Source organism: Micromonospora sp. NPDC051924 (assembly GCF_055586005.1).
This window is the reverse complement of the sequence record NZ_JBVJJA010000006.1, coordinates 1-16,158: the sequence shown is the minus strand read 5'-3', so window position 1 is coordinate 16,158 and position 16,158 is coordinate 1. Positions and strand designations below refer to the sequence as shown.

Sequence of the window (16,158 nt, the reverse complement as noted above, 5' to 3'; positions counted from 1 at the left end):
CTCCCTGCGGGTCCCACGGCATGCGGGATCGCACGCCGACGTCACTGGTGCCAGAAACTTACCCCGAACGGTCGTTCAGCGGATAGCTCCGCCCCGACACATCGAGACCACCGGATGGCGCTACGGCCGGCCGGTGGTGCGGTCCCCAGGGCACGGGTCCGGCGGCCCGTACCCGGGCCACCCACGGACCCGGGGTCAGGCTACGGCGTACCCGGCGAGCCGGTCGCCGACCTCCTCGGTGCGCAGCGGGGCGCCCGACGTACGGGCGGCCAGCTCGGTGCCGACGGCGGCGGTGACCCGGGCGGCGGCGTCGGCGTGCCCGAGCTGGTCGAGCAGGAGCGCGGCGGAGAGCACGGCGGCGACCGGGTCGGCGACACCCTTGCCGGCGATGTCCGGCGCGGAGCCGTGCACCGGCTCGAACATCGAGGGGTAGCGCGCCTCCGGGTTGATGCAGCCGCTGGCGGCCAGCCCGATGCCACCGGTCACCGCGGCGGCGATGTCGGTGAGGATGTCGCCGAAGAGGTTGTCGGTGACCACCACGTCGTACCGCTGGGGGTTGGTCACCAGGAACATCGCGGCGGCGTCGACGTGCTGGTATTCGGTGGTCACGTCGGGGTGCTCGGCGGCGACCGACTCGAAGGCGCGGGCCCACAGCGACCCGGCGTGGGTCAGCACGTTGGTCTTGTGCACCAGGGTCACCTTGCGCCGCTCGCGGCGGCGGGCCCGGGCGAAGGCGTCGCGGATCACCCGCTCCACGCCGTGCCGGGTGTTCAGGCTCTCCTCGGTGGCCACCTCGGCCGGGGTGTCCCGGTGCAGCGAGCCGCCGGCGCCGGCGTACAGGCCCTCGGTCCCCTCGCGGACCACGACCAGGTCGACCTCGCCCGGCTTGACCGCGGCCAGCGGGCCGGGCACGCCCGGCCAGAGCCGCGACGGGCGGAGGTTGACGTACTGGTCGAAGGCGAACCGGAGCTTGAGCAACAGGCCGCGCTCCAGCACGCCCGCCGGCACGGTCGGGTCACCGACCGCGCCGAGCAGGATCGCGTCGTGCCCGGCCAGCTCGTCGAGGACGGAGTCGGGCAGCACCTCGCCGGTGCGGTGGTAGCGGGCGGCGCCGAGGTCGTACTCGGTGGCCTCCACCCCGGGAAGCACGGCGTCGATGACCTTGCGGGCCTGCCCGACCACCTCGGGTCCGATCCCGTCCCCAGCCACCACCGCGATGCGTGCCACCTGACCGCTCCTCACCTCGTCGTTCTGCGCAACGGTACGTCGCCGTCCCGGCTCCCGGTACGCGTCTTCCACGATTCGGGAAACCAGAACACTCAGGATGCTTTCAGGTGTCACTCATGGGGCGATCAACTCCAGCCCCTATGGTCAGGTGCGAGCGGGTCGACGGGGGCCCGGGACCGGCTTCGCCGCGACGCTGCGGCGTCGCCAGCGAGGGAGCAGCGATGCGGATCGACGAGCAGCGACGGGCGGCTTGGACGAACGAGCAGCCCCGGACCCGGTGGATCGACCAGTCGGCCTTCGTCCGCCCCCGCCCCGACCTGCGCCTCGGCGCCCGCAGCCACCGGCTGGACCGGGCCGGCGGCGCGGCCGTCGACCGGATCAGCGTCCAGCACACCGTCCGCACCTCCACCGCCGAGTACACGGTGCTGCTCAACGCTCCCGACTGGCTCGGCCGACGCGGGGTCGGGGAGGCGCTGCGCGACGCGGTCGCCGAACTACGCGCCATCGACCTCACCTACGGGCCGAACCAGCCGGACAGCCTGGTGTCGAAGCTGCGGCGGGGCGAGATCAGCCCCGAGTCGTACCCCCCGCTGGCCGATCTGGTGGACCGCTGCGCCGCCATGCGGGCGGCCACCGACGGGTGGTTCGACGCCTGGGCGGTGCCCGGCGGCTTCGACCCGGGCGGCCTGCTCGGCGGCTGGGCGGTGGAACGGGCCGCGGCCCGGCTGCGCGCCGCCGGCGTGCACGACTACGCGGTGCTCTGCGGCGCCGACCTGACGGTACGCGGCCACGCCGCGCACGGTGGCCCGTGGCGGGTCGCCGTGCACCACCCCACGGACGCCCGCCGGGCGCCGCTGGTGCTGGAGATGACGGCCGGCGCGGTCGGCACCTCCGGCGTCACCGGGCGCCGGGGGCACGTGGTGGACCCGCACACCGGCGAGCCGGCCGACCAGCTCGTCTCCGCCACCGTGGTGGGGCCGGATCTCGCGGTCGCCGACGCCTACGCCACCGCGCTCTACGCCGCCGGGCCGGCCGGGCTGGCCTGGTTCCGCAACGGCTCCGACTATCGGGCGCTCTTCACCCACCATCGGCGCTGAACGCCGAGACCCCCGCCCCGTCTTCGCATCCGGGACGCGGTCCGCGATCGGCCCCCACGGTCTCGGCAACGACCGTGGGGGCCGGTCAGCGACGAGTGCGCGTGGCTCGCGCAATCGAGGGGTGCGGGCTGGTGGGCCGGACGAACGACCGCGCCACCCGAAGACGGGCCGGAGTCCCAACTCAGCCAGTGACCGCACCGGTACGCTAGCGAATCGACGCAACTCGACGCAAGAGTCTCCACAGCGGACCGTCGCGACACCCGGCCGGTCAACACCGGGTTAACCTGCGGTGGGGCAGGGGTGACGGCGCGGACCGGGGATGGCACGCTGTCCGCCGTGAGTTTCGATCTGAGCGTGTGGGCCCTCCCGCCCGGAGCCACGCCCGACGACGTACGGGCAGCGGTGTCGCGGTGCCGCGAGGGGCGGCACGGCGAGCAGTACCCCGACCCGCGGGTGGTCAACTTCTACCGGGCGATCACCCGCGCCTACCCGGACCGCCCGGCCGGCCCAGGCACCCCGTGGGAGGTCGCCCCGCTGCACACGGCCGCCGACCACGTGGCGATGCAACTGCTCCCCACCTGTGCGGACCAGGTGCTGCTCGACATCGAGCGGCTGGCCGGCGAGCACGCCCTGATGCTCTTCGACCCGCAGGACGGCTCGGTCTACGCGCCGCCCGCCCGCGTCGCCCCCTGAGCTGACCCGGACATGACGAGGGGCCCGGCCGTCCGGCCGGGCCCCCGATCCGTCCTGTCCGGACCTACTCGTCGCGCAGGTCGGCGGCGCTGGCCGCGACCGCGCCGATCGAGTCGGCGGCCGAGCTGAGCAGGTCGGCGCCGAGCGCCTGGTCGACGGTGAGCGTCATCAGCGTCTCGCCACCGGCCTCCCGCCGGGCCACCTGCATGGCGGCGATGTTCACGCCGGCCTCGCCGAGCAGCGTGCCGACGGTGCCGACCACGCCCGGCCGGTCGACGTAGCGCAGGAAGACCAGGATGCCCTCGGCGCCGATCTCGACGTCGAAGCCGTCCACCTCGGTCAGCTTGAGGACGTCCCGGGTGCCGGTGTGGGTCACCGTGCCGGAGACGCTGACCGTCCGGCCATCGGGCAGCGCGCCGCGCACCGTCACCAGGTTGGGGTGGTCCACGGTCTCGGCCTGGGTGCTCAGGGTGACCTCGACACCGCGCTCGGCGGCCAGATGCGGCGCGTTGACGTAGGTGACCTGCTCCTCCACCACCGAGCTGAACAGCCCCTTGGTGGCGGCGAGCTTGAGCACCGAGACGTCGTGGGTGACGATCTCGCCGCGCACCTCGACGGTGACGCTGGCGGCCACCCCGCCGGCCACCGCGGTGAAGGCCCGGCCGAGCTTCTCGGCCAGCGGCAGCAGCGGCCGGACGTCCTCCGCGACCACGCCACCGGCCTGCACGTTCACCGCGTCCGGCACGAACTCGCCCTGCAGCGCCAGCTTGACGCTCTTCGCCACGGCCAGGCCGGCCTTGTCCTGCGCCTCGTGGGTGGACGCGCCCAGGTGCGGGGTGGCCACCACGTTGTCGAAGGCGAACAGCGGCGAGGAGGTGCAGGGCTCCTTGGCGTACACGTCGACGCCGGCGCCGGCGACCCGGCCCTCGGCGATGGCGTCGGCCAGGGCCTGCTCGTCGACCAGGCCGCCGCGGGCGGCGTTGACGATCCGGACGCCCGGCTTGACGATCGCCAGCTCCTTCTCGCCGATCAGGCCGACGGTCTCCGGGGTCTTGGGCAGGTGGATCGAGATGAAGTCGCTCTCCCGCAGCAGCTCCTCCAGCCCGACCAGGCGGACGCCGAGCTGGGCCGCGCGGGCCGGCTGGATGTACGGGTCGTACGCGATGAGCCGGGTGCCGAAGGCGGCGATGCGCTGCGCGAACAGCACGCCGATCCGGCCGAGGCCGACCACGCCCACGGTCTTGCCCTGGATCTCGACGCCGGTGTACTTCGACCGCTTCCACTCCCCCGCCTTCAGCGCGGAGCTGGCGCTGGCGGTGTTCCGCGCGACGGCGAGCAGCAGCGCGACGGCCTGCTCGGCGGCGGAGACGATGTTGGAGGTGGGAGCGTTGACGACCATGACGCCCCGCGCGGTGGCGGCCGGCACCTCGACGTTGTCCAGGCCGACGCCCGCCCGGGCGACCACCTTCAGCCGCGGCGCGGCGGCGATCGCCTCGGCGTCGATCTGGGTGGCGCTGCGTACGATCACGGCGTCGGCCTCGGAAAGCGCGGAGAGCAGGGCCAGGCGATCGGTGCCGTCGACGTGACGCACGTCGAAGTCGTGCGCGAGCACCTCGATGGCGGCGGGAGCGAGTTCTTCGGCGATCAGTACGACAGGATTCATCGGTCCTCGTAGACGCTCGTATGCGGTCGGCCTGGGGCGTCGGGACGCCGCGCTGCGCCCTGCGCTGATCCGTGCCATGGCCGTCAGGTGCCGATTACGCACCTATGAAGGATCGTAGGGGGCGGTTCCGGCGGTGTGTCCCGGACTGCGGGGTGAGCGCCCTCACACAGCCTCGTCGCACGCTCGTCACCCCCCGTTCACCGCCGGCCGCGCGCCCGAGGCGTCCGTCACCCGGTCCCACCAGATGGACCGGGCCGGCGATCGACCCCGGACGGGCGCGGCCCGCGACCGGACGCCGGGGAGAGCGTCGGGTCGCGGGCCGCGGGGCCCCGTGCGGGAAGGCTCGTCAGGCGGTCTCGGTGATGGGCCGGTCGACCCAGCTCATCATGGCCCGCAGCTTCTGCCCGGTCTCCTCGATCGGGTGCGCCGCGCCCTCCGCCCGCCACTTGGCGAAGTTCGGCCGGCCGGCCTCGTCCTCGGCCACCCACTCGCGGGCGAACTCGCCGGACTGGATCTCGCCGAGGATCTTGCGCATCTCCTCCTTGACCCGGGAGTCGATGACCCGGGGGCCGCGGGAGAGGTCGCCGTACTCGGCGGTGTCCGAGATGCTGTAGCGCATCCGGGCGATGCCGCCCTCGTACATCAGGTCGACGATCAGCTTCAGCTCGTGCAGGCACTCGAAGTAGGCCACCTCGGGGGCGTAGCCGGCCTCGGTGAGCACCTCGAAGCCGGTCTGCACCAGCGCCGCGGCGCCGCCGCAGAGCACCGCCTGCTCGCCGAAGAGGTCGGTCTCGGTCTCCTCGGTGAAGGTGGTCCTGATCGCACCGGCCCGGGTGCCGCCGATCGCCTTGGCGTACGCCAGGGCCAGGCCGAAGGCGTTGCCGCTGGCGTCCTGCTCGACGGCGACCAGGCAGGGCACGCCCTTGCCGTCGACGTACTGGCGGCGGACCAGGTGACCCGGGCCCTTCGGGGCGACCATCGCCACGTCCACGTCGGCCGGGGGCTTGATCAGGCCGTACCGGATGTTGAAGCCGTGCCCGAAGAAGAGCGCCTTGCCCGGGGCCAGGTTGGGCGCGATCGCGTCGGCGTACAGGGCACGCTGCGCGGTGTCCGGCGCCAGGATCATGATCACGTCGGCCTCGGCCGCCGCCTCGGCCGGGGTGAGCACCCGCAGGCCCTGCTCCTCGGCCTTCGGCCGGCTCTTGGAGCCCGCCGGCAGGCCGATCACCACGTCGACGCCGGAGTCGCGCAGCGACAGCGCGTGGGCGTGACCCTGGCTGCCGTAGCCGATCACGGCGACCTTGCGGCCCTGGATCAGGCCCAGGTCGGCATCGTCGTCGTAGTAAACCTCAACGCTCATTGACTTCCCTTTCCTACGGCGGTGCCCGGCGGCCCGTCGTGAATCCGTGTGGTGCGGGTCCGGGTGGCGCGACGCCGCGCCACCCGGGTCGTGCTCAGGCGGCGCGCAGGGCGGGGCCGGCGGTGATCGAGCGCGAGCCGCGCCCGATCGCCACGGTGCCGGACTGGACCATCTCCTTGATGCCGAACGGCTCCAGGTCCCGCAGCAGCGCGTCGAGTTTGTCCGGAGTGCCGGTGGCCTCGATGGTCAGCGTGTCCGGGGCGACGTCGACCACCCGGGCGCGGAACAGGCTCACCGTCTCCAGCACCTGCCCGCGGGCGTTGCGGTCCGCCCGGACCTTGACCAGCAGCAGCTCCCGGGCGACCGAGACCTGCGGGTCCAGCTCCACGATCTTCAGTACGTTGACCAGCTTGTTGAGCTGCTTGGTGACCTGCTCCAGCGGGGACGACTCGGCGTTGACCACGATGGTGATCCGGGAGACGTCCGGGTTCTCGGTCTCCCCGACCGCGAGGCTGTCGATGTTGAAGCCCCGCCGGGAGAACAGCCCCGAGACCCGAGCCAGGACACCCGGCTTGTTCTCCACCAGGACGCTGAGAGTGTGCATCGTCATTACAGCTCGTCCTCGTCGAAGTCGGGGCGGACGCCCCGGGCGAACATGATCTCGTCGTTGCTGGTGCCGGCGGCCACCATCGGCCAGACCATGGCGTCCTTGCCGACCACGAAGTCGATGACCACCGGGGCGTCGTTGATCTCCATGGCGGCCGCGATGGTCTTGTCCACGTCCGCGGCGTTCTCGCAACGCAGGCCCACGCAGCCGAGCGCCTCGGCGAGCTTGACGAAGTCCGGGATGCGGTGCTTGTGGGTGCCCAGCTCGGTGTTGGAGTAGCGCTCACCGTAGAAGAGGGTCTGCCACTGCCGGACCATGCCCAGGTTGCCGTTGTTGATCACGGCGACCTTGATCGGGATGCCCTCCAGCGCGCAGGTGGCCAGCTCCTGGTTGGTCATCTGGAAGCAGCCGTCGCCGTCCACCGCCCAGACCGTGGTGTCCGGCTTGCCGACCTTGGCGCCCATCGCCGCCGGGACGGCGTATCCCATGGTGCCGAGGCCGCCGGAGTTGAGCCACGTGTACGGCTTCTCGTACGAGATGAACTGGCTGGCCCACATCTGGTGCTGGCCGACGCCCGCCACGTAGACGGTGTCCGGGCCGGCGATCTCGCCCAGCCGCTTGATCACGTACTGCGGCGAGAGGGTGCCGTCGGCCGGCTCCTCGTAGCCCAGCGGGTAGCGCTTGCGCAGGTCGTCGAGCTGGGTCCACCAGTCGGCGAGGTCGGTCGCCGGGTGGGCCGCCCGCTCGCTGGTGACCGCGGCGATCAGCTCGTCGATCACGTGCCGGGCGTCGCCGACGATCGGCACGTCCGCGTGCCGGTTCTTACCGATCTCGGCGGGGTCGATGTCGGCGTGCACGACGGTGGCGTCCGGGGCGAACGAGTCCAGCCGGCCGGTGACCCGGTCGTCGAAGCGGGCGCCGAGCGCGACGATCAGGTCGGCCTTCTGCAGGCCGTAGACCGCGGCGACGGTGCCGTGCATGCCGGGCATGCCCAGGTGCTGCCGGTGCGAGTCGGGGAACGCGCCGAGCGCCATCAGGGTGGTGACCACCGGGATGCCGGTCAGCTCGGCCAGCCGGCGCAGCCCGTCGGTGGCCCCGGCCTTGAGCACGCCGCCGCCGACGTAGAGCACCGGGCGGCGGGCGGTGGCCATCAGCCGGGCCGCCTCGCGGATCTGCTTGCCGTGCGGGTGCAGGGTCGGCCGGTAGCCGGGCAGGTCCAGGGTCGGCGGCCAGGCGAAGGTGGTCTGCGCCTGAAGCACGTCCTTGGGGATGTCCACCAGGACCGGGCCGGGCCGTCCGGTCGAGGCCAGGTGGAACGCCTCGGCGAGGACCTGCGGGATCTCGTCGGCGGTCTGGACCAGGAAGTTGTGCTTGGTGATCGGCAGGGTGATGCCCTGGATGTCCGCCTCCTGGAAGGCGTCCGTGCCGATCGAGGGACGGGCGACCTGGCCGGTGATCGCCACCAGCGGGACCGAGTCCATGTACGCGTCGGCGATCGGGGTGACCAGGTTGGTCGCGCCCGGGCCGGAGGTGGCCATGCAGACGCCCACCTTGCCGGTGGCCTGCGCGTAGCCGGTGGCGGCGTGGCCGGCGCCCTGCTCGTGACGGACCAGGATGTGCCGGACGCTGGAGTCGTAGAGCGGGTCGTACGCCGGCAGGATCGCGCCGCCCGGGATGCCGAAGACGACGTCGACACCGAGCGCCTCGAGCGACCGGACCAGCGAGCCGGCGCCGGAGACCTGCGCCGGCGCAGGCCGCCGTTCGGTCGCGGTGCGTCGGTCCGCGCCGGCCGGGGCGCCCGTTCCCGCTACGGCCGGGGCGGCCGGGGCGGACCCGTTGCGGGGGGTGGGGGCGTGGTCGGTGTCACCGGCCGGCTCGGCGGCCGGGCGGGCTCGCCGGGCGGAGTGGGCGAGGGTCTCTGGCGTGGGTCTCGTCATGGCGGTTCAGGCCTTCGGCTGGAGTGGGTGATGCGCTTGTCTTCAGTGGGACGGCGGCCGTCCCGGCGATGGTCCGACGGCAACAAAAAAGCCCACGTGCAGATGCACGGGGGCCAGCGCACTCTCGAGGAGGGAGAGTGCGCTCAGGTAAGTACTCGCAGCGACCGGTTCGACGACATGGGCTAAGCCTGACGCATCTCACGCGATGAGTCAACTGATCCCACATTCTGGTTCACGGACGTGGGCGTGTCGGGCCTCGGAACGCTCTCGGCGACCGGTGCCACCTGCGAAGACCCCTCGATCGAGGGACGCGGGGCGGGCACCGACGGGGGCGGATTGGACCGCAGCCGGGGCAGCAGGGGCGACGGGCCGGGCCGCACCGGCGGGGCCGGCGGAGGCGGGGGCAGCGTGGCCGGCCGCGCCCCCGGCGAGCTGGCCGCCTCCAGCATCGCCTCCAGGTGCTCGGCCGGCACCCCCCAGCCGAAGAGCGCGCCCTGGCCGAAGCGGCAGCCCGCCGCGACCACCGCGGCCAGCTCGGTCGGGTTGGTGACGCCCTCGGCGATCACCTCCAGGCCGAAGTGGTGCCCGAGGCGCAGCACGATGTCCACCATCGGGGCGAACGCCGGGCCGTCCCGGCCCACCGGCCGGACCGGCTCGTGCTCGGCGACCAGGCTGTGGTCGATCTTCAGGATGTCGATCGGCAGCCGGCGCAGCTGGCCCAGCGAGGAGTAGCCGGTGCCGAAGTCGTCCAACGCGATCCGCACCCCGGTGAGGCGCAGCGCGCTGAGCCGGCGGATCAGCTCGTCCAGGTCGGTGGCGACCGCGTGCTCGGTGACCTCCAGCACCAGCCGCTGCGGCGGTACGTGGTGGGCGCGCAGCGCGTCGGCGACCTGGACCACGTACTCCGGGGCGTGCAGCTCGCGCGGGGAGACGTTCACCGAGACCCAGACGTCGTGCCCGTCGGCCAGCCAGCGGGAGAGCTGGTAGCAGGCCTGGTGCAGCACCCACGCGCCGAGCTTCGAGATCATCCCGCACTCCTCGGCGAGCGGGATGAACTCGTCCGGTCGGACGTTGCCCAGCTCCGGGTGGTGCCAGCGGAGCAACGCCTCCGCCCCCACCGGGCGGACCGAGGGCAGCGAGGCCACCGGCTGGAACACCAGCCGCAGCTCGTCGCGCTCGATCGCCCCGCGCAGCTCGTGCTCCAGCCTGGTCCGCCGGCTCAGCACCTGGTCGTACGTGGCGTCGTAGCGCTCGATCCGGTTCTTGCCCCGCTGCTTGGCGTACCGCAGCGCCAGGTCGGCGTTGCGCAGCAGCAGCTCGACGTCGGTCTGCCCGGTGTTGGTGGCCACGCCGATGCTGACCGAGAGGAAGACTGGCCCGTCCCCCTCCTCGTACGGGCGGCCGAGCACCCCGAGCAGCCGCTCGGCGACCGGGCCGGGGTCGCTGCCGCCGTACGTCAGCACCGCGAACTCGTCGCCGCCGAGCCGGGCGGCCAGGTCCCCGGGGCGCAGGTTGGCGCGCAGCCGCCGGCCGACCTCGGCCAGCACCGCGTCGCCGACGTCGTGGCCGCGCATGTCGTTGACGTTCTTGAAGCCGTCGAGGTCCATCCCGAGCAGCACGCAGGGCACCCCGGCCTCGGCGCACCGGTGCAGTGCCCGCAGCAGCCCGCGCCGGTTGGCCAGGCCGGTGAGCTGGTCGGTGTGCGCCAGCTCACGGAAGTGCGCCTCCCGCTCGGCCAGCCGGCCGGCGTACCCGCGCACGTCGTTGAGGGCCAGGTACTGCCGGGCCACCAGGGCGAAGCCCTCGACGCTGCCGGCCACGATGCCGAACGCGTCGAACCGGCCGCCCTGGACGAGGTGGTACATCGCCGAGGCGGCCATCGCGAACATCGGCACGAAGGCGTACTCGCCGTCGCGGCCGATCAGGTCGACGTCGACCTGCCCGGGCAGGTCGACCCGGTGCACGGCCACGGCGACGGCGAGCAGGCCCGCGGCGAGCAGCGCCGCGCCGGTGGCCGCCATCCCCGGCCCGGCCTGGCAGAGCCCGGCGGACAGGCCCAGACCGCCACTGGTCACCCCGGTCAGCCCGGCGCCGAGCAGGGCGAGCCGGCCGCGCGGCGGCACGGCCCGGAGCACCATGATCAGGGTGAGCCCGGCGGCGAGCGCGGCGCTCACGGTGGCCAGCACGATCGGTACGCAGGCCACCGGGGTCACCGCGCCGAGCAGCCGGGTGGGCTCGGTGAAGACCACCCAGCCGACGAACCAGAGCGCGCTGGCCATGATCACGCCGTCGAGCATCAGCCGGGCGGTGGCGGCCCGGGTGGCCGCGGCGCCGAGCAGCCGGAGCAGGGCGACGCCGAGCGCCACCCCGCTGATCGTGGTGCCCACCGAGACCAGGGTCGCCCACCCGGTGCGCTGCCCCTGCTGGTGTGCCCAGTGGTCGCCGGCGGAGAGCGCGCCGGTGAGCCCGGCCAGCAGGCTGACCAGCGCACCGCCGGCGGCCGTGGCGAGCAGGGCGTACGCCTGGCGGTGCGGGCCGCCCCGACGGCGGGCGGACGCGGCCAGCAACGCGGTGGCGCCGGCGGCGACGAGCCCGCTCAGCACCGCGGCGGCGAGCATGCCCGGGGGGAGGTGCACGACGTCAACTGTGCCGGATGGGCGCACTCCGTGGGGCACCGGGTGCGCAACTGTTGGGACACGGTACGCATGCCCTGGGGGCGCCGCGACGGTGGTGCCAGACTGGTAGGCATGCCTGAGCTGCGGTCGAGGACCTCCACCCACGGTCGGACGATGGCCGGCGCCCGGGCCCTCTGGCGGGCCACCGGGATGACCGACGACGACTTCGGCAAGCCGATCGTCGCCATCGCCAACAGTTTCACCCAGTTCGTCCCAGGTCACGTGCACCTCAAGGACCTCGGCGGCCTGGTCGCCGACGCGGTGGCCGAGGCCGGCGGGGTGGGCCGGGAGTTCAACACCATCGCCGTCGACGACGGCATCGCGATGGGGCACGGCGGGATGCTCTACTCGCTGCCCAGCCGGGAGCTGATCGCCGACGCGGTGGAGTACATGGTCAACGCGCACTGCGCGGACGCCCTGGTCTGCATCTCGAACTGCGACAAGATCACCCCGGGCATGCTGCTGGCCGCGCTGCGGCTGAACATCCCGACGGTGTTCGTCTCCGGCGGCCCGATGGAGGCCGGCAAGACGGTGGCGATCGAGGGCGTGGTGCACTCCAAGATCGACCTGATCGACGCCATGATCGCGTCCTCCAACGAGGCGGTCACCGACGACCAGCTCGGCCAGATCGAGCGCTCCGCCTGCCCGACCTGCGGCTCCTGCTCCGGCATGTTCACCGCCAACTCGATGAACTGCCTCACCGAGGCGATCGGCCTGGCGCTGCCCGGCAACGGGTCGACCCTGGCCACCCACGCCGCGCGCCGCTCGCTCTTCGTCGAGGCCGGCCGCACCGTCGTGGAGATCGCCAAGCGCTGGTACGAGCAGGACGACGCCTCGGTGCTGCCCCGGGCGATCGCCGGCCGGGCCGCCTTCGAGAACGCCGTGGCGCTGGACGTGGCCATGGGCGGCTCGACCAACACCGTGCTGCACCTGCTCGCCGCCGCCCGCGAGGCGGAGCTGGACTTCAGCGTGGCGGACATCGACGCGATCTCCCGCCGGGTGCCCTGCCTGGCCAAGGTCGCGCCGAACTCGCCGCAGTACCACATGGAGGACGTGCACCGGGCCGGTGGCATCCCGGCCCTCCTCGGCGAACTGGACCGCGCCGGCCTGCTCAACCGGGACGTGCACGCGGTGCACTCCCCCGGCCTGGCGCAGTGGCTGGCCGACTGGGACGTCCGGGGCGGCTCGCCGACGCGCGAGGCGGTCGAGCTGTTCCACGCCGCCCCGGGCGGAGTGCGGACCACCGAGCCGTTCTCCACCACCAACCGCTGGTCGTCCCTGGACACCGACGCGGCGGGCGGCTGCGTGCGGGACCGGGAGCACGCGTACAGCGCCGACGGCGGCCTGGCCATCCTGCACGGCAACCTGGCCCCGGACGGCTGCGTGGTCAAGACCGCCGGGGTGCCCGAGGAGTGCCTGACTTTCCGCGGGCCGGCCAAGGTCTACGAATCGCAGGACGACGCGGTGTCGGCGATCCTGGCCAAGGAGGTCGTCGCCGGGGACGTGGTGGTGATCCGGTACGAGGGCCCGAAGGGCGGCCCCGGCATGCAGGAGATGCTCTACCCCACCTCGTTCCTCAAGGGCCGAGGGCTGGGCCGCTCCTGCGCGCTGCTCACCGACGGCCGGTTCTCCGGCGGCACCTCCGGGCTGTCCATCGGTCACGTCTCCCCGGAGGCGGCCTCGGGCGGCCTGATCGCGCTCGTGCGCGAGGGCGACGAGATCGTCATCGACATCCCGGCCCGGTCCATCGCACTCGCCGTGCCCGACGACGTGCTCCAGGCACGCCGGGTGGAGGAGGAGAAGCGGGACCGCCCGTACACCCCGACCGAACGGCAGCGGCCGGTGTCCGCCGCGCTGCGCGCGTACGCCTCGATGGCCACCTCGGCGAGCGACGGCGCGTACCGGCGGGTGCCGGAGTAGCGCCCCCACGGGTCTCCACGCCGCCGGTAGGGTCCGGCGGCGTGGAGACGACGGTGAGCTACGCGCGACTGATCCGACCGGTCATCGACCGGGTGTACGTGGCCGCCCGCTGGGCGGCCCGCCCCCGGATGGAGGCGTTCTACGCCGAACGGGGCGTGGACCTGGGGTACGAGAACAGCTTCTTCTCCGGCGTGCTGGCCCGGCCGATGCCCGCCGACGCCCTCGCCGACGGGCTGGTCTACACCTCCGGCAGCATGGACCAGGAGTTGACCCAGGGCGTCACCACGGTGGACGCCGAGGGTGCCTGGCGCCTCACCGAGCTGGGCCGGGAGCTGGCGCTCTTCGCGCAGCGGGCGACCGCCGAGGCCGCCGAGGAGCTCTGGTCCGCCGGGCCGAGCCTGCTGCCGGGCCTGGCCTCGGTACCGCGCCTCGCCGAGCTGGTCGGCCGGGTGCTGGAGCACGGGCTGGCCACCGGCGGTCCGGCGTTCCGCGCCATGACCCCGCCGTACGAGCCGGCCGACGCGACGCCCGCGCTGCTGCTGGTCACCCGGCTCGGGTCGCTGCGCCACCACCGCGCCGACGCGCACCGAACGGCGTGGCGGGCCGCCGGGCTGACCGCCGCGCAGATCAAGGAGCTGCCCGACGGCCCGGAACGGGCAGCCGTCGAGGCCGAGACCGACCGCCGCGACGAGCCCGCGTACGCGGTGTTGAGCGAGGCCGAACGGTGGGAGCTGCTGGCCGGGCTGGGCGCACTGCCCGGCTAGGGGGAAACGTCGGCGAAGGCGATGGTCCGGGCGTGCCGGATGGCGGCCGGCGTGTCCGGGAAGACCAGGCCGTCGCGGCGCAACTGCTCGGCGACGCCGAGGGCGCTGAGGACCTGGTCGTGGCCGGGGGTGATGCCGGAGAGCAGCACGGTGATCCCCCGGCCGCGCAGCCGCTCGATGGCGTCGCCGAGCACCTGCGCGCCGGTGGCGTCGACGGTGGACACCCGGGACATCCGCAGGATCACCACCCGCACGTCGGCCACCTCGGCCAGTTCCAGCAGGAAGGTGTGCGCGGCGGCGAAGAAGAGCGGCCCGTCCAGCCGGTACGCGACGATGTGCTCGGCGAGCAGCGCGTGTTCCTCGGCGCTGTGCTCGCCCTGGTCGAGGGGGACCTGCTCCAGCCGGGCGCTGCGGGCCACCGCGCGCAGGGCGAGGACGACCGCCACGGCGAGCCCGACCGCCACCGCGGTGACCAGGTCCCAGATCACGGTGACCGCGAAGGTCAGCACCAGCACCACCGCGTCGGCGCGGGTGGCCCGCAGCAGCGCCCGGAGCGAAGCTGCCTCCACCATTCGGACGGTGGTGGCCAGCAGCACCCCGGCCAGGGCGGCGAGCGGGATGCGGCCGACCAGCGGAGCGGCGGCGAGCACGATGGCGGCGAGGGCGACCGCATGGGCGAGCGCGGCGAGCTTCGAGGACGCCCCGGCCCGCACGTTCACGGCGGTACGGGCGATGGCCGCGGTGGCGGGGATGCCGCCGAAGAGCGGGGAGGCCAGGTTGGCCAGGCCCTGGCCGAAGAGTTCCCGGTCCGGGTCGTGCCGTTGGCCGACGGTCATCCCGTCCGCCACGGTCGCGGAGAGGAGACTCTCCAGCGCGGCGAGGGCGGCGACGGCAACCGCGCTGGGCAGCAGCGTGCCGACCGCGCCGAAGTCGAGGAAGTCCAGCGACGGCGCGGGCAGCGCCTGCGGCAGGGTGCCGATCCGCACCACGTCGATCGGGGCCAGCTCGGCGACGACCGTGGCGGCGGCCACCCCGAGCAGGGAGAACGGCACGCCGGGCCGCCATCGGGCGCCGAGCAGCATGAGCCCCGCCACGCCGAGCGCCATCGCCACGGCGACCGGACGGGGATGCCCGGCGAACCGGACGACCGAATCGGCGGCCACCGCCCAGACCTTCTCGCCCCGGGCGTCGGTGACGCCGAGCGCGGCCGGCACCTGTTGCAGGGCGATGACCACGGCGATGCCGGCGGTGAAGCCCTCGATCACCGGGGTCGGCAGGTAGCGGACGTACCGGCCCAGGCGGGCCAGGGCGAGGGCGATCAGCAGCAGCCCGGCCAGGGCGCCGACCATCAGCACACCCTCGGGGCCGAAGCGCTGCACCACCGGCACCAGGACGACGGTCATCGCCCCGGTGGGGCCGGAGACCTGCAGGTTGGAGCCGCCGAAGATCGCCGCGACGGCCCCGGCGACCACGGCGGTGACCAGGCCGGCCTCCGCACCGAGCCCGGAGGTGACGCCGAAGGCGAGCGCGAGGGGCAGGGCCACCACCGCCACGGTCAGCCCGGCGAGCAGGTCGCGTCGGGGCGAGCGGCGCACGGCCGTCCAGTCGCCCCGGCCGGGCAGCAGCCCGAGGATCCGGTCCCGGACCGCGGTCGGCACCGTTTCGCCGGCCCGAGGAGCGCGCTCGATCGTCTCGCTGCTCACCGGTCCGTCCCGGAGGCGCGCAGCTCGTCGAGGAGGGCGTCCCGGTCGGTGAGCACCGCGCCGAGGATGCGCCGGCCGGCGGCCAGCAGGTCGGCCACGTCGGGGGTGCTCAGCGAGTACATGACCAGCGCGCCCTCCCGGTGGGAGGTGACCATGCCGGCGCGGCGCAGCACGGCGAGCTGCTGCGAGAGGTTGGACGGCTCCACGTCGATGGCGGCCAGCAGGTCGCGGACCGGCTTCGGTCCGTCCTGGAGCAGTTCGAGCACCCGGATCCGGACCGGATGCCCGAGGGTGCGGAACAGCTCCGCCTTCGCCTGGTACAGCGGCACCGACATGAACATCCCTCCCGAGTTGCTGAAGACTTTAGCACTTGCAGAAATCTTCAAATCTCAGCGACAGGGGCACAGATGCCTGAAGAGCGGTGGGGGGGGGGGGGGGGGGGGGGGGGGGGGGGGGGGGGGGGGGGGGGGGGGGGGGGGGGGGGGGGGGGGGGGGGGGGGGGGGGGGGGGGG

12 protein-coding genes are annotated in these 16,158 nt (G+C 73.8%); 4 read left to right on the top strand and 8 right to left on the bottom strand.

Annotation, left to right across the window (positions count from 1 at the left end; translation table 11 throughout):
* Positions 1–195 precede the first annotated feature (195 nt).
* The gene (locus tag ACZ6S5_RS06275) at positions 196–1,227 is read right to left on the bottom strand and encodes a 3-isopropylmalate dehydrogenase (RefSeq protein WP_465998322.1); all 1,032 of its coding nucleotides are present in this window, start codon (positions 1,225–1,227) and stop codon (positions 196–198) included.
* A 221-nt stretch (positions 1,228–1,448) separates the two neighbouring features.
* On the opposite strand from ACZ6S5_RS06275, the gene ACZ6S5_RS06270 reads away from it, so the two are divergent.
* Entirely contained in the window at positions 1,449–2,324 is an 876-nt protein-coding gene (locus ACZ6S5_RS06270) for an FAD:protein FMN transferase (protein ID WP_465998320.1), read from the top strand.
* A gap of 336 nt (positions 2,325–2,660) precedes the next feature.
* Complete coding sequence (locus ACZ6S5_RS06265) at positions 2,661–3,017, top strand: hypothetical protein (protein ID WP_465998318.1); 357 nt, start codon at positions 2,661–2,663, stop codon at positions 3,015–3,017.
* A 64-nt stretch (positions 3,018–3,081) separates the two neighbouring features.
* On the opposite strand, the gene serA is transcribed toward ACZ6S5_RS06265, so the two are convergent.
* The 5 genes from serA to ACZ6S5_RS06240 all read right to left on the bottom strand — a co-directional run bounded on the left by serA (position 3,082) and on the right by ACZ6S5_RS06240 (position 11,202).
* The gene (serA, locus tag ACZ6S5_RS06260; protein WP_465998316.1) at positions 3,082–4,680 is read right to left on the bottom strand and encodes a phosphoglycerate dehydrogenase; all 1,599 of its coding nucleotides are present in this window, start codon (positions 4,678–4,680) and stop codon (positions 3,082–3,084) included.
* Between the two features lie 346 nt (positions 4,681–5,026).
* Complete coding sequence (gene ilvC / locus ACZ6S5_RS06255; RefSeq protein ID WP_465998314.1) at positions 5,027–6,040, bottom strand: ketol-acid reductoisomerase; 1,014 nt, start codon at positions 6,038–6,040, stop codon at positions 5,027–5,029.
* A 94-nt stretch (positions 6,041–6,134) separates the two neighbouring features.
* Positions 6,135–6,650: an acetolactate synthase small subunit gene (gene ilvN, locus ACZ6S5_RS06250; protein ID WP_148797876.1), complete on the bottom strand. Its 516-nt coding sequence runs from the start codon at positions 6,648–6,650 to the stop codon at positions 6,135–6,137.
* Positions 6,650–8,584: an acetolactate synthase large subunit gene (locus tag ACZ6S5_RS06245; RefSeq protein ID WP_465998311.1), complete on the bottom strand. Its 1,935-nt coding sequence runs from the start codon at positions 8,582–8,584 to the stop codon at positions 6,650–6,652. Before ACZ6S5_RS06245 ends, ilvN begins: the two co-directional genes overlap by 1 nt.
* Positions 8,585–8,766: 182 nt before the next feature.
* Positions 8,767–11,202, bottom strand: a complete 2,436-nt coding sequence (locus tag ACZ6S5_RS06240) for a putative bifunctional diguanylate cyclase/phosphodiesterase (RefSeq protein ID WP_465998671.1) — start codon at positions 11,200–11,202, stop codon at positions 8,767–8,769.
* Positions 11,203–11,331: 129 nt separating this feature from the next.
* Here ACZ6S5_RS06240 and ilvD point away from each other — a divergent pair, with 129 nt between their 5' ends.
* A complete protein-coding gene (gene ilvD / locus ACZ6S5_RS06235) occupies positions 11,332–13,179 on the top strand; it encodes a dihydroxy-acid dehydratase (protein WP_465998310.1) in 1,848 nt (615 codons plus the stop codon).
* Between the two features lie 41 nt (positions 13,180–13,220).
* On the top strand, positions 13,221–13,943 hold the full coding sequence (locus tag ACZ6S5_RS06230) for a hypothetical protein (protein WP_465998308.1): 723 nt from the start codon (positions 13,221–13,223) through the stop codon (positions 13,941–13,943).
* On the opposite strand, the gene ACZ6S5_RS06225 is transcribed toward ACZ6S5_RS06230, so the two are convergent.
* Positions 13,940–15,601 carry a SulP family inorganic anion transporter gene (locus ACZ6S5_RS06225; protein ID WP_465998669.1) on the bottom strand — a complete coding sequence of 554 codons (1,662 nt, stop codon included), beginning with the start codon at positions 15,599–15,601 and terminating at the stop codon, positions 13,940–13,942. The genes ACZ6S5_RS06230 and ACZ6S5_RS06225 overlap by 4 nt on opposite strands.
* 41 nt (positions 15,602–15,642) lie before the next feature.
* Positions 15,643–15,981 carry an ArsR/SmtB family transcription factor gene (locus tag ACZ6S5_RS06220; protein WP_465998306.1) on the bottom strand — a complete coding sequence of 113 codons (339 nt, stop codon included), beginning with the start codon at positions 15,979–15,981 and terminating at the stop codon, positions 15,643–15,645.
* Positions 15,982–16,158 lie beyond the last annotated feature (177 nt).

Bases quoted from the DNA above. Each gene is read 5' to 3' on its own strand.
- ACZ6S5_RS06270 (WP_465998320.1), top strand. From the start codon at position 1,449: ATGCGGATCGACGAGCAGCGACGGGCGGCTTGGACGAACGAGCAGCCC.
- serA (WP_465998316.1), bottom strand. From the start codon at position 4,680: ATGAATCCTGTCGTACTGATCGCCGAAGAACTCGCTCCCGCCGCCATC.
- ilvC (WP_465998314.1), bottom strand. From the start codon at position 6,040: ATGAGCGTTGAGGTTTACTACGACGACGATGCCGACCTGGGCCTGATC.
- ilvN (WP_148797876.1), bottom strand. From the start codon at position 6,650: ATGACGATGCACACTCTCAGCGTCCTGGTGGAGAACAAGCCGGGTGTC.
- ACZ6S5_RS06245 (WP_465998311.1), bottom strand. From the start codon at position 8,584: ATGACGAGACCCACGCCAGAGACCCTCGCCCACTCCGCCCGGCGAGCC.
- ACZ6S5_RS06240 (WP_465998671.1), bottom strand. From the start codon at position 11,202: ATGCTCGCCGCCGCGGTGCTGAGCGGGCTCGTCGCCGCCGGCGCCACC.
- ilvD (WP_465998310.1), top strand. From the start codon at position 11,332: ATGCCTGAGCTGCGGTCGAGGACCTCCACCCACGGTCGGACGATGGCC.
- ACZ6S5_RS06220 (WP_465998306.1), bottom strand. From the start codon at position 15,981: ATGTCGGTGCCGCTGTACCAGGCGAAGGCGGAGCTGTTCCGCACCCTC.